This window comes from Mesonia algae, from assembly GCF_003253545.1.
Lineage (GTDB): Bacteria > Bacteroidota > Bacteroidia > Flavobacteriales > Flavobacteriaceae > Mesonia > Mesonia algae.
The window spans coordinates 195147-208693 of sequence record NZ_QKYV01000006.1; the positions used below are offsets into that span (position 1 = coordinate 195147).

At 32.3% G+C, this 13547-nt stretch carries 15 protein-coding genes; 6 read left to right on the plus strand and 9 right to left on the minus strand.

The window, feature by feature from the left end; genetic code table 11:
• The 3 genes from pxpA to LX95_RS11530 are packed head-to-tail and all read left to right on the plus strand — an operon-like array spanning position 1 to position 2306.
• Positions 1-714, plus strand: coding sequence for a 5-oxoprolinase subunit PxpA (gene pxpA, locus LX95_RS11520; protein WP_111541608.1), 714 nt, complete (start codon positions 1-3; stop codon positions 712-714).
• 12 nt (positions 715-726) lie between these two features.
• The gene (gene pxpB / locus LX95_RS11525) at positions 727-1461 is read left to right on the plus strand and encodes a 5-oxoprolinase subunit PxpB (RefSeq protein ID WP_111541609.1); all 735 of its coding nucleotides are present in this window, start codon (positions 727-729) and stop codon (positions 1459-1461) included.
• Complete coding sequence (locus tag LX95_RS11530) at positions 1452-2306, plus strand: 5-oxoprolinase subunit C family protein (protein WP_111541610.1); 855 nt, start codon at positions 1452-1454, stop codon at positions 2304-2306. The genes pxpB and LX95_RS11530 overlap by 10 nt, the downstream gene beginning before the upstream one ends.
• Positions 2307-2352: 46 nt before the next feature.
• Here the strand turns inward: LX95_RS11530 and LX95_RS11535 are convergent, their stop codons facing one another.
• The 5 genes from LX95_RS11535 to panB all read right to left on the minus strand — a co-directional run bounded on the left by LX95_RS11535 (position 2353) and on the right by panB (position 6873).
• On the minus strand, positions 2353-3732 hold the full coding sequence (locus LX95_RS11535) for an aldehyde dehydrogenase (RefSeq protein ID WP_111541611.1): 1380 nt from the start codon (positions 3730-3732) through the stop codon (positions 2353-2355).
• 80 nt (positions 3733-3812) lie between these two features.
• Positions 3813-4517, minus strand: a complete 705-nt coding sequence (locus tag LX95_RS11540; RefSeq protein ID WP_111541612.1) for an RluA family pseudouridine synthase — start codon at positions 4515-4517, stop codon at positions 3813-3815.
• Between the two features lie 24 nt (positions 4518-4541).
• The gene (locus LX95_RS14545; RefSeq protein WP_146240783.1) at positions 4542-5225 is read right to left on the minus strand and encodes a hypothetical protein; all 684 of its coding nucleotides are present in this window, start codon (positions 5223-5225) and stop codon (positions 4542-4544) included.
• A 476-nt stretch (positions 5226-5701) separates the two neighbouring features.
• Positions 5702-6055 carry an SdpI family protein gene (locus LX95_RS11550; RefSeq protein ID WP_111541614.1) on the minus strand — a complete coding sequence of 118 codons (354 nt, stop codon included), beginning with the start codon at positions 6053-6055 and terminating at the stop codon, positions 5702-5704.
• The gene (gene panB, locus LX95_RS11555) at positions 6055-6873 is read right to left on the minus strand and encodes a 3-methyl-2-oxobutanoate hydroxymethyltransferase (RefSeq protein ID WP_111541615.1); all 819 of its coding nucleotides are present in this window, start codon (positions 6871-6873) and stop codon (positions 6055-6057) included. The genes LX95_RS11550 and panB overlap by 1 nt, the downstream gene beginning before the upstream one ends.
• A 64-nt stretch (positions 6874-6937) precedes the next feature.
• Here panB and LX95_RS11560 point away from each other — a divergent pair, with 64 nt between their 5' ends.
• Together LX95_RS11560 and LX95_RS11565 are read left to right on the plus strand one after the other, a co-directional pair.
• On the plus strand, positions 6938-7381 hold the full coding sequence (locus LX95_RS11560; protein ID WP_111541616.1) for a nuclear transport factor 2 family protein: 444 nt from the start codon (positions 6938-6940) through the stop codon (positions 7379-7381).
• 53 nt (positions 7382-7434) lie between these two features.
• A complete protein-coding gene (locus tag LX95_RS11565) occupies positions 7435-8607 on the plus strand; it encodes a GlmU family protein (protein ID WP_111541617.1) in 1173 nt (390 codons plus the stop codon).
• A 33-nt stretch (positions 8608-8640) separates the two neighbouring features.
• Here the strand turns inward: LX95_RS11565 and purB are convergent, their stop codons facing one another.
• Positions 8641-9978 carry an adenylosuccinate lyase gene (gene purB, locus LX95_RS11570; protein ID WP_111541618.1) on the minus strand — a complete coding sequence of 446 codons (1338 nt, stop codon included), beginning with the start codon at positions 9976-9978 and terminating at the stop codon, positions 8641-8643.
• A 155-nt stretch (positions 9979-10133) separates the two neighbouring features.
• Between purB and LX95_RS11575 the strand changes: the two genes are divergently transcribed.
• Positions 10134-10319, plus strand: coding sequence for a hypothetical protein (locus LX95_RS11575; protein ID WP_111541619.1), 186 nt, complete (start codon positions 10134-10136; stop codon positions 10317-10319).
• Between the two features lie 2 nt (positions 10320-10321).
• Here the strand turns inward: LX95_RS11575 and LX95_RS11580 are convergent, their stop codons facing one another.
• From LX95_RS11580 to LX95_RS11590, 3 genes are all read right to left on the minus strand, one after another.
• Positions 10322-10882 (minus strand): hypothetical protein, encoded by a 561-nt coding sequence (locus LX95_RS11580; RefSeq protein ID WP_111541620.1) that lies wholly within the window; start codon positions 10880-10882, stop codon positions 10322-10324.
• A gap of 1 nt (position 10883) precedes the next feature.
• Positions 10884-12728: a hypothetical protein gene (locus tag LX95_RS11585; protein WP_111541621.1), complete on the minus strand. Its 1845-nt coding sequence runs from the start codon at positions 12726-12728 to the stop codon at positions 10884-10886.
• An 82-nt stretch (positions 12729-12810) separates the two neighbouring features.
• Positions 12811-13491, minus strand: coding sequence for an SIR2 family NAD-dependent protein deacylase (locus LX95_RS11590; protein ID WP_111541622.1), 681 nt, complete (start codon positions 13489-13491; stop codon positions 12811-12813).
• Positions 13492-13547: the final 56 nt, after the last annotated feature.

The following is a 13547-nucleotide window of genomic DNA, read 5'->3' on the forward strand; positions in this document are numbered from 1 at the left end:
ATGATAAAATTTAACTGCGATTTAGCAGAAGGAGGTAAATACGATGAGAGGCTAATGCCTCTCATTTCGTTTTGTAATATTGCGTGCGGCGGACATTTTGGTAATAAACAGACTGTTGTGGAAGCGGTGCAATTAGCGATTAAAAATAATGTAAAGATAGGGGCTCATCCTTCATATCCCGATGTAGAGAACTTTGGTAGGAAAAAGATGGATATGAGCTTAAAAAATTTACGAAAGTCGCTTAAAACTCAAATTTTACTAGTAAAAGATACAGTAGAGAGGCTAGGGGAGAAGCTTCATCATATCAAACCTCACGGGGCGCTCTACAATGAGCTGAAATATGATAAAGAAAAATCACTCATGATGATTGATTTAGTTAAAGAAATTGATGATAAATTAGTGCTATTTGTTCCGCCTAAATCTGCTATAGAAGAGGGAGCAAAAAACGAAATAAAAACCTTAATTGAAGGATTTGCAGACCGAGCTTATGAAGAAGATTTGAGTTTGGTTTCTAGAGGTAAAACCGGTGCTGTTCTACACGATAAAAATCAGATTTTGGAGAAGGTAAAAATGATGGGTTTTGAAGATAAAATTATCACAATAAACGGGGTGATTTTAAATCAAAAAATTGATACCATTTGTATACATAGTGATACTGAAAATTCAGTAGAAATTTTAGAATATTTATATAGTTCACTCCATAAAAAACAGTAAAAAAGTTGATAAATGAACATAGATAAATTGCAGTTTAAGCAGTTGGGGAAACAAGCTATTTTAATTCTCTGGGAAGATAAAATGAATGAAACCACTCTTTCTGAAATTCTATTCGCGAAGAAAAAAATAGAAGAAATTAAGGTTAAAGAAATTGTTGAGGTAAATAACACATATAATTCATTAATAATAAATTATGTGTTTACTATAAATAATATTTATAATGAAACATCAGTGTTAAAAGACTTGTTGGAGAAAGCTAATATAGATAAGATTTATGAAGGAAGCAAATACATTCTTCCCGTGTGTTATCACAAGAAATTCTCTCTCGATTTAGAAGAAGTTTGTGTTCAAAAGAAATTAGAAGTTGAAGAATTTATCTCCACTCATACCATCCCAATTTATACCCTCTATTTTATGGGATTCTTACCAGGGTTTTTATACTTAGGTGGTTTACCAAAATCACTCCAAATTTCAAGGAAAAAAACACCGCGATTAAAGGTGGAAAAAGGCAGTGTTGGAATAGGTGAAAAACAGACAGGAATATACCCTCAAATTTCGGCTGGAGGTTGGCAAATTATCGGTAATTGTCCGGTGACATTATTCGACGCTTCATTAAAAAAACCGACACCATTTTCGGCGGGAGATCAAATAAAATTTAAGGCAGTAAATTTAGAAGAACACCAGGACATTTTGAATAAAATCGAATTGGGTAAATACCAATTAGAAAAAGTGAAAGAATGGGAGTAAAAGTGATAGAGAAAGGTTTATTAACCTCAATACAGGATAGAGGAAGATTTGGGTACGCTCAATTGGGAGTTCCGCAAAGTGGTGCTATGGATCGTTATTCTGCAAAAATAGCTAATCTGTTAGTAGGTAATGAAGCGTTTAAAGCGGTAATGGAAATCACTCTATTGGGACCATTATTGGAGTTTACCAAGGATGCCTTTATAGTTTTGGTGGGGATTGAAGCTAATATTCGTTTAAATGGAAAGGAAATAAGCCTTTTAAAACCATTTAAAGTAAAAAAAGGGGATAGACTTCACATTAAGCAAATAACGAAAGGAGCGAGGTTGTATTTAGCGATTTTTGGAGGTTTTCAAACAGAAGTACGGCTTGAGAGTAGGAGTCAGTTTTATCCAATAACGAAAACTTCTTCAGTTGAAAAAGGAGAGTTAATAGCAATTTCTAAGAATGAAGGTTTAAAATTGGTAGATTTTGCTTCCGTAAAGTATAAAAATAAAGAACTTACATCATCAGTTATAGAGGTTTTTAAAGGACCCGAATGGGATCAAGTTCCCTTAGTCTTGCAAGAGCAAATTTTGAGTGCTGAGTTGACAATTTCTAAAAACAATAGTCGAATGGCTTATCAACTACAAGAACAGTTTCCTAATACCTTAGCGGGAATGTTGTCACAGCCTGTGTTGCCAGGTACCGTACAATTTACACCAGATGGCAATTTAATAATTCTTATGCGAGATGCCCAAACTACGGGAGGATACCCTAGAATTTTTCAGTTAACTGAAGATAGCATCAATAGTTTGGCTCAAAAAAAGCAAGGAGATAAGTTGAAGTTAGAACTGATTAAAACATAACTTAATTCAACTCATTGGCTATAATAACAAATTTCAAATCGCATAGCTACAACCAGTTTTTAAATTTTTTAAGCCATTTTAGTTTGTTGTGGTAGGGAGCATATCTAAACGGAATATCTAACCAAGTCTTACGATCTACAATGGCTTGTTGGTGCGTAAAGCAATAAAAACTGTGTTTACCGTGATAAGCTCCAATTCCACTGTTTCCAAGTCCGCCAAAAGGTAATTTTTCATTGGCAAAGTGAATAACCACGTCGTTAATGACACCTCCGCCAAACGGAAATTGCGCCATAATTTTATTGGCGAACGATTTATTTTCCGTGAAAACGAAAAAAGCTAATGGCGTAGAGTAAGACCGAATGATCTTTTTTAAATCATTCTCGTTTTCATAAGAAATAATAGGAAGTATTGGTCCGAAAATTTCATCTTCCATAATTTTATCACTTTGTTGAGGTTCATCGATTAATGTGGGTGCAATAAAATTTTCGTCAGCATCGGTTTGGCCGCCAAAAAGCACTTTATTCTCTTCTATTAGATTTTTTAAACGTTCAAAATGGGATTGATTTATAATTCTCGCATAATCTGGTGATGTGATACTATTCTTCCCATAAGCTGCTATGATTTCCTCTTTTAAGGCTTTAATTAACCTTGGTTTTATACTTTTTTCTACTAAAATATAATCTGGTGCAATACAGGTTTGTCCGGCATTTAAAAATTTTCCCCATACAATGCGTTTGGCAGTTAGTTGAATTTTAGCAGAAGCTTCTACTACGCAAGGATTCTTACCGCCTAACTCTAAAGTGACAGGGGTAAGGTGTTGTGATGCTGCTTGATGCACGATTTTACCTACAGCAACACTTCCAGTGAAGAAAATATAATTCCATTTTAAATCTAATAGTTGTTGGGCGACTTCCTTGTCTCCTTGTATAACCGTTGCTTGCTCTTCAGTAAAGATTTTTTTGATGATTTTTTCTAAAATAGTGGAGGTATGCGGAGTTAATTCTGACGGTTTTAACGTAACCGTATTTCCTGTGGCTATGGCGGCAATAAAAGGATTTATAGCTAATTGAAACGGGTAATTCCACGGAGCGATAATTAGCACATTTCCGTAAGGTCGATGGTGAATTTTATCTGAAGAAGGAAAATTTAAAACACTAGATCGTACACTTTTAGGCTGGGACCAACGTTCTAAATTTTTGATAAATAAATCTAATTCTTTATAAACCACAATAATTTCGGTTACCATGCTTTCGAACACGGGTTTTTGAAAATCGAGTTTTAAAGCTTCTATAATTTCGTTTTCACGGAAATTAATTTCAGATTTAAGTTTTTTAAGTTGTTGAATACGCTCTTTAACAGGAAGCGATCCGTTTTTTATATAGAACTCTGCTTGTTTATCGTGAATACCTTTGATATGCTGACTCATTTTTTTACGGAATTTTACTTACTGTAAGTAAATGAAAAGCAATGAATATGCTAATGTAATGAAAGAATTTAACGCTTATTTTATGATTTCTCTTTCACAGCATCCCAAAGCGAATCTTTAGGCAGTGGAGCTGTAAATGTCATTTCTTCTTTTAAAACCGGATGAATGAGCGTTAATTTTCTAGCGTGTAAATGGATACTAGCATCTGCATTACTTCTGTTAAAACCATACTTTAGATCTCCTTTTATAGGGGAACCGATACTAGATAGTTGACTCCGAATTTGATGATGTCTGCCCGTTTCTAAATCAATTTCTAATAAGGTATATCGATCTAGTTCTTGAAGGGTTTTATAGTGAAGTGTACCTTTTTTACTATCGGGAACCTCATTAATATGCGCGTAAGATTTATTTTGTTTAGAATTACGTTTAAGAAAGTGAATAAGCGTACCATTTTTTGGAGATGGGGTATTTTGTACCATCGCCCAATAGGTTTTTTGATTTTCTTTTTGAGCAAAAATTTTATTAAGTCGGGGTAAGGCTTTAGAGGTTTTAGCAAATAAAACAATACCTGTTGTTGGCCGATCTAGGCGATGAACCACTCCTAGATAAACATTGCCAGGTTTATTGTATTTTTCTTTTAAATAAGATTTTACCGTTTCACTTAACGGAATATCCCCTGTTTTGTCCCCTTGTACTAAATCTCCTGCGCGTTTATTGATGACAATAAGGTGATTGTCTTCATAAATGACTTGCAAGTTTTGTGGGGTAGAAATAATTTTACTCAATGGAAAAAGCTTTATCAAATGTAATCATAATTCTAGGTCGTCACAAGTAAAAATATCATATTCGCCGTTGTAATTAATACTTCTATATACTATAAAATGGGGAGAATTGTTAGGAGATAAGTTACAAAAATGATTTTTTAACTGTTTGAAAATAGAAAGACTTGGGGGTATGGGGACATTTAATTCTTGATATGACCACCTATTTAAATTTACAATTTTATGTTTCTCGAATGAGGATAGGTTTTTTGTTTCTAAATAGAAATTTTCAGGCAATTCAATGATAGGTTGTTCATAGATAACAGACATGGTTTTTCCTCTACCGGAATACATATGAAAAGAAAAGTAATAGGGCCATTTTTCAATAAACCATAAAGAAGGAAGTAAGAAAAAAATAATTAAGATTGAAGAATGAATTTTATGATTATATTTCTTTTTTAGCTCAGGTCGTACTTTTTTAAAATCAGAGTAAAAACAAAAATAAATTAACCCTATCATAACTAAATTCCAAGGAATTATAACATTGTTAGAATTCCCACCCCATGGGCTTACCCACAAGAGAATAACAAGATGCATGGTGGTAAGTAGTAAAAAGGAAATTTTCTGGGTCTTTTTAAATAGCAAGCCCATTGCGGCAAAAATTTCAATTAGAGGTATACCAAAGCCAATGATTTTATAATTAGGTAGATGTAATAAAAAAACATCTTTCATAAAGGGTAGAAAAATGTAATCAATAAAATGAAAATTCAGTTTATGAAAACCACTCCAAAAGTATATCGTAAATAAAATGGCTTTAAAATAAAAAAGGCGTAGGCTAGACTTTATATTTATGGCAAATAGAAACAGAAAGAGACTGTAAATATATACCCAGGGTTGCCAACGCATTTGGTCACCTACGACTAAAAGTATAATTAAAATTAAACTGATCCACATTAAGATTTTTCTAGGAAAAAAAATTGTGGCAGATAACATAAAAAGCAAAAAGTATACTGTATAAGAATATAAAAGATCAGGAATAAATGGAAGGTCAATTACGGGAAGTAAGGGAAACATTCTGTCATTCGTCCAAAGAGAAAAAGAAATTAAAATTCCAATAATAAAGCCTAACAGACAAATTCTTAGCGTCTTATGTTCTATTTTTTTAATCAATGCTATTGAACCCCATAAATTTTGTGTCTATTGTATATTTAAGACTTAATTTTATCTAATTCACTTTCAGTATAATAAAAAAGTGCACATACTCCTAGAGTAAAAGCAATACTCGCTAAAATGACTTCCAATAAAAATGAAACCTCAAAGAATACATATCCTAGCAAACCTACTAAACTTAAGAACAGCCCAGCTTTAATCATCAATTTAGAGGAGTAAATTTGAGCGAAGTTCCAAGCTTCTTGAGATTTCATAGATTTTTTAGTTCGGTATCCGTAAAGTGAATTAATTTCTTTAGGCGGATATTTTAGCATCATAAGACCTACAATAATAAATATAATACCTGTTAAGGCATCAAGGATTAAAAAAGGTCCTATGGCAGATGTTTCCATTAATACTGTTCCTTTTCGTTAGGAAAATCTGATGATTTTACATCTTTATTGTATTGTTGAAAGGCTGTGGTCATTTCACTATATAAGTCTAAATAACGGCGTAAAAAACGCGGATTAAATTCGTGTGTCATTCCTATCATATCGTGTACCACCAACACCTGGCCATCAACGCCACCACCAGCACCAATTCCGATCACGGGAATAGAAACACTTTCAGCTACTTCTTGTGCTAACTTTGCCGGTACTTTTTCTAATACAATAGAGAAACAACCTATTTTTTCTAAGAGTTTAGCATCTTCTTTTAGCTTTATAGCTTCTTCTTCCTCTTTAGCCCTTACCGTATAAGTACCAAATTTATATATAGATTGTGGAGTTAAACCTAAGTGTCCCATTACAGGAATCCCAGCATTTAAAATACGCTTTATAGATTCTTTCACTTCTTTACCTCCTTCTAATTTAACTGCATGACCGCCGCTTTCTTTCATAATTCTAATGGCAGAACGTAAAGCTTCCTTAGGGTCGCTTTGGTAGCTTCCAAATGGTAAATCTACCACCACAAGAGATCTATCTATAGCACGAACCACAGAAGAAGCGTGGTAAATCATTTGGTCTAATGTAATAGGTAAAGTGGTTTCATGACCCGCCATTACATTTGAAGCAGAATCTCCTACTAAAATGACATCAATCCCAGCACCATCAACAATTTTTGCCATCGTATAATCGTAAGCGGTAAGCATAGAGATTTTCTCTTCATTGGCTTTCATATCAACTAGTGATTTTACCGTTACTCTTTTATATTCTTTTTTTGCAACAGACATGCTTTTTTGTTTTAAGTTGTTGTAAAAGTAGTAAATTAGTCAGTCAACATCAAAAACAAAAGCGATGAGAATACTTACTTTATTTATATTATTTTTAGGATTACATGGTTTTGCTCAAAATACACCAGAGCAATCTGTTAAAGATTTTTTCAAAGCCTTTCATCAACAAGATACGGTGGCCTTAAAGCAAATGACACAAGAAGACCTTGTTTTAAAAACGATTGGAGAAGGTAGAGATGGAAATTTTATGATTAAAACATCACCTAGAGCTCAATTTGTTTCTTCAATTGGTTCAATCCCAAAAGAAATGAAATTTGAAGAAAGAATATTGAGTTATGAAACCAAAATAGATAAAGGTTTTGCAAGTGTTTGGACCACTTATGAGTTTTACCTTAACGGAAAACTTTCTCACTGCGGAATTAATCAAATTCAACTGTTTAAATCCTCAGCAGTAGAGTGGAGTATCATTTCGATTACAGATACCAGGCGAACTGAAAATTGTGATTAATACAAATTGCCCAATAAAAACTTCCTTACATTTGTTTAAAACTAAACTTTAAGATGAATTACATATTATTTGATGGCGCAGTAAGAAATCAATTACTTCCATTTACCTATACCAAACCTGTAGCAGATCTACGCTTTGGGATATTAACTTTAAGAGAAAAGTGGGAAAATTTTTTACAAACCACCACGACAACGGTTACCGAAGAATACCTTTCTGAACGTTGGCCCATGGTAGAGTTAGAAATCAACACGATGATCAATGCGGCGGTGTGCCCGTCAGAAAGTCTGGTTGAACAAATAAAAAACTTAAAAGAACAACAAGTCTTAACTTTTAAAGATACATATATAGCTTTTATAGCTAAAGAAGAAGAGGAAATAGATTTAGACAGCTTTCAAGAAATAGCAGTGAATGAAGAGCCTTTAATGATTGAACATACTTGGGATCTTTTTTCAAAAAACGACCAAGCCATTCAAGCAGATTTTGACTTGCTAACCAAAGACAGAATTTCCGCTGAAATTCCTGATAGTGTATTTTGTATCAACAAGGAGCAGATTTTTGTCGAGGAAGGAGCAAAATTAACCATAGCTTCCTTAAATGCTTCAAACGGACCAATCTACATAGGAGAACATGCCGAAGTGATGGAAGGGTGTGCCGTAAGAGGTCCTTTTGCGCTTTGTGAACATGCTACTTTAAAAATGGGAGCTAAAATTTATGGAGCTACTACGGTAGGTCCGCATAGTAAAGTTGGAGGAGAAGTGAACAACTCTATTATTATGGGATATTCTAATAAAGGTCATGATGGCTTTTTAGGAAACTCGGTTTTAGGAGAATGGTGTAACATAGGCGCAGATAGTAACAATTCTAACCTTAAAAATAATTATGCAGAAGTAAGGTTATGGGATTATGAAACCGAACGTTTTGCACCTACCGGACTTCAGTTTTGTGGTTTAATGATGGGCGATCACTCTAAATGTGGTATTAATACGATGTTCAATACGGGAACTGTAATTGGAGTAAGCTCAAATATATTTGGTGCTGGTTTTCCTCGTAATTTTGTGCCTAGTTTTAGCTGGGGCGGAAGTAGTGGTACCACAACCTATAAAACCAGTAAAGCTTTTGAAGTTGCCGAAAAAGTGATGCAACGAAGAAATATAGAATTTACTGATGAAGACAAAGCCATTTTAGAACACGTCTTTGAAGAAACTCAACAATATAGAAGAGATTAAATAAAAAAGGGAGCTAATTTAGCTCCCTTTTTTTTAGATTCCCGTATAATTTTGTGGGGTAATGGCCTTTAACTCTTGTTTTATATCTTCTGAAACTTCTAAGGTTTCAATAAAGTCAGCTATACTATTAGCGTTTATCTTTTCATTGGTACGGGTTAAACCTTTTAAGGCTTCATAAGGATTTGGATAAGCTTCCCTTCTTAAAATAGTCTGTATAGCTTCCGCTACGACGGCCCAATTATTTTCTAAATCTTCATGAAGTTTACTTTCGTTCAGCAATAATTTATTTAAACCTTTTAAAGTTGAAGCTAAAGCAATCATCGTGTGTCCTATAGGAACACCAATATTTCTTAAAACAGTACTGTCGGTTAAATCTCTTTGTAAACGACTTATAGGTAATTTAGCAGAAAGATGCTCAAATAAGGCATTTGCCATACCTAAGTTTCCTTCACTATTTTCAAAATCAATAGGGTTTACTTTGTGTGGCATAGCCGAAGATCCTACTTCTCCTTTCTTTATTTTTTGCTTAAAGTAGTCCATAGAAACATAAGTCCATACATCACGATCTAAATCAATCAATATGGTGTTGATACGCTTTAAAGCATCAAACGTTGCTGCCATAAAATCGTAATGCTCTATTTGAGTGGTAGGGAAAGAATGTTTCATTCCTAATACCTGCTCTACGAAATGAGCACCAAAAGATTTCCAATCCTGATTAGGATAAGCTACTTTGTGTGCATTAAAATTTCCTGTTGCACCACCAAATTTAGCTGCAGCAGGAACTTCTTTTAAACTTTTAATTTGCTCTTCTAGACGTACTACAAAAACTTCAATCTCTTTTCCTAAACGAGTAGGAGAAGCTGGCTGACCGTGAGTTCTTGCTAAAAGCGGAATGTGAGCCCAATCTTTTGCTAAATCTTTTAATTTTTGAAGAACTTCTTCTAATAATGGATGGTATACATCTATTAGAGCATCTTTTAGCGAAAGTGGTACCGAAGTGTTATTAATATCTTGAGAAGTTAACCCAAAATGGATAAACTCTTTATAGGCTTGTAAGTTTAAAGCATCAAATTTTTCTTTGATAAAATATTCTACTGCTTTGACATCGTGATTGGTAACTTTCTCGATCTCCTTAATAGCTTGTGCATCTATACTAGAAAAATTTTCATAAATTTTTCTCAGTTGAGGATATAGATCTGTGTCTATTTCTGCTAATTGAGGCAGTGGTAGATTGCAAAGTGAAATAAAATATTCAATTTCTACTTTTACACGATATTTAATTAAAGCTTCTTCGCTAAAATAAGCTGATAATTTTTCAGTTTTTGAGTGGTATCTACCGTCTATAGGTGAAATGGCTTGTAAAGAAGTCATAAGTGGTTAAAAATTTAAACAACAAAGATAAAACTAAAGAACAATGAAAAAAATAGAAAGCTCAAGTAATTTTATATTCGCTAAAAAGCTTATAAATTAAGCAGTTGTAATTTATAGGAATAAAGTTGTATCTTTCTCATCCTTAAAACATAACGATGATACGTAATCACGATTTAAAGCAAGGATTAAGTAATATGCCTGAGTATTTTACTATAGATGAATTGGTAGGTAGGTTACTTGTTTTAGAAAAAAGACAACGAGACAATATTCAAGGAAATCAATTGGTGAAAATTTCTGTTCAAGAATTGGATATGGAGATGGAAAAGTGGTTTAAGATGTAGTTCTATACTTTAATTAAGTTTAAAATTTTTCTACTCCTGGCTTTATATCCTGCAGATCCTTGTGCATAATTTTGTTCTAAAATTAATTTTAGTTCTGGGTGAACCCAATCAAATTCAGTTCCTAGCTTGTAAAGCGCTAGCATGCTGTGAGCTTGTGGAGCAATTTTTTGTGGGGTGATCATCCAATCAAAACAAATACTAATGATTTCTTCTTTTTGCTGAATGCTTAGTGAAATTTTCTTTTTTTTATTGAAATGATGAGTCACCAGCAACTCCATTATTTTTGCCATAGGTCTTATCACATCATCCCTTTGATTTGTTTTTGATATGATAAAAATATCATCAACATAAGGGAGTAGTAGAGCTATATTTTGCACTCCTACCAATTCCATAGCTCTAGCTGCCTTTGCAGCAACCTTATCTTCATTATTTTTTGCAATAACGATCACTTCTTCTAATAAAGAATTATCTGCGATAATTTGATTGGTAAGAGCAAGCCTATAGGAGGGTTTAGTATTAATTTTAAGTAAGCTTGCAGTTAAGGGGGTGTCTGTATTTTTCACTTTATTTACTAAGAGCCTTAATAATTCTATCTTCGTTTATTACAACATCTCTAAAAAGTACAGGAGGGAACTCCGTATATTTCGAAGTTTTGAACGCATCAAAAATTTTAGATAGAGCAGAAGCAGTTAATAGCGATAAATTAAGTTCCATATTCATTTCACAATCTGTAATAAAATCATCACTAAATTCAGGTGCTATTAATAATATTTTGGAAACTCTAATGTTATTTTTCTCAGTGACGCTTTTATAAGATTTTAATTGTCTCGAAACGGTACTAAATTTATTGTAACCTCTTTCTTTACTTGTTTTGCATTCTACAATTATAACATCGCCATTTTCTAAATGTAAAAGAATATCAATTAAATCATTTTTTGTATTAAGAGATTTTCTTAATTCTTCATCAACATTAAAACCAAGTTCAATAAAAATTTTCCTTGTTAGTTCCTCAAATTTAACCCCGAGTTCACTTTCTTTTACTGATATACCATTCTCTTTTAGAGTATTTAAATCTCGATATGCTACTTTATCATAGTTTTCAAGATATAAATTTTCAGCATCTTTATAATATTCTAATGTGTTTAAAATATCATCTCCACGTTGTTTAATACCATTATCAGTAATGAACTTTTTGAAATCATCTTTTGTAACTAAATCTAAAATATCTCTTGGTTTAATATTATAATCCAGTAGAAGGTCCGCTTTTAGTACAAATTCATCTTGAATTTCAAATTGAGTCCTTATTTCTTTATTAAGTTTAGGAAGTGAAATGTTTAGCTCACTTAACATCTTTTCAAATCCATCTAAAGAAATATGAATATTTTCATCTTTTTCTATATTTTCAAAATGAGTTATTAAACTTTCAATTTTGTCATCTAGAGTGCTTCCCCTTAAATTTTCAATATTTAATTTTTTATCACATAATTCATTTAATGCTTTCTTTTTTTCCGTCAAGTTTGAATCTTTTTTATAAATATCATTCATTAAAAGACCTCTAAAAGAAACACCCTCATTAATTATTTCTTCAATTTTATCTAAATAATTTAAACCTCTGTCTATATTATGTTTTCTAGAAATTTGGTTAATAACAGGTTCTCTTAATACTCTTAATGTTCTTCTTAGAAATTTATCTGCAACTTCTTTTTTTCTCAACTTTCTAAGCAGTCTAACCATTTCATCAGCTACAAAAAGGGTATTCTCTTTTTTAGAATAAAAAATGACTCCAATATTTTTTAAATTATTAATAACATCCATTATATCGGACTTATTTATAGGAAGAATAGAGTAGTTAATTAATTTAATCTCTTCTTGCGAAAGATTTAATTCATTTGATAGAGTTAGAATAATAGATAATTCATCAGAAGTTATTTTTGCATCTCTATTGTTTTCTAAATCATTTTTATAAGCAGTATCTAGACAAGCTCTATAAATTTTGTAATCTCTTTTTCTTTCTTCGGAAATATCTGATTTCTCATTTTGAAATTCCTCGTTGGTCTTTTTAATTTTTGCTTTAATATTTTTTATTTCAGTTTCATATAACCTAGAAAACCAATCCTGTTTCATTATACAGTTTCCATCTCTAATTAATATATCTATTAGGATATCAAGTTGGGAGGAGGTGTCTTGAAATTCACATTTTAAATATGCATAAAATTCATTTTCTATTAGTGAGAAAACCTTAGCTATGTTTTGATTATCAACAGATTTTAGACCTTTATCTGCAGAACTAAGTATTTTTTCAATTTCTTTAGTATTACTTGGATTATTCGATATAATATTATCAATAACTTTGATAAAGTAATTTTTGTCAATTGAATTTAACTTATCTAAAATTTTCTCTAATTTCATAATATTTGGTTATACTTATTATTAAAATGAGGGGTGTTGTTTGATATTCTATCAAATATACTTTTTTTTAGTTAAAAAACTTTTAATTCTGTAATAGGCTCTCAACCAATTTTTTCACACCTGTAGAAGCATTCTCTTTTATAATCCTTAAGTTTTGAGATTCTCGAATTGCAGGTTGAGGATCTATAAAATACATTTGACAATGCGATGGAGCAAAGTCTTTTAAGCCTGCCGCGGGATAAACCTGCATTGAAGTACCAATTATAAGAAGTATATCGGCTTGTTGTACTTCTAAAGCTGCAGTTTCTAAGAGAGGAACTTCCTCTCCAAACCAAACTATATGTGGTCTTAACTGTGAATTAAATTCACAAAAATCTCCGAGATTTAAATCTTTCTTCCAATTTAATACAAGATCTTTATCAAAGCTACTTCGTACTTTTAAAAGTTCGCCATGCAAATGAATTACGTTAGAGCTTCCAGCTCTTTCATGCAAGTCATCTACATTCTGAGTGATAATACTTACGTTGTATTTTTTTTCTAAATCTTTTAAAGCATAGTGTGCTGCATTGGGTTCTACCTCTAGCAGTTGCTTTCTCCTTTTATTGTAAAAATCTAAAACCAAGGCTGGGTTTTCTTCAAATCCTTTTGGTGAAGCTACTTTCATCACATCGTGACCTTCCCATAGACCATTATCATCTCTAAAAGTTTTAATGCCACTTTCGGCACTAATCCCTGCTCCGGTTAACACGACAATATTTTTCATACTATTTGATTCGATTGATTTTAGCAAAATAATCAAAATATTGGTTTAAACGGTAG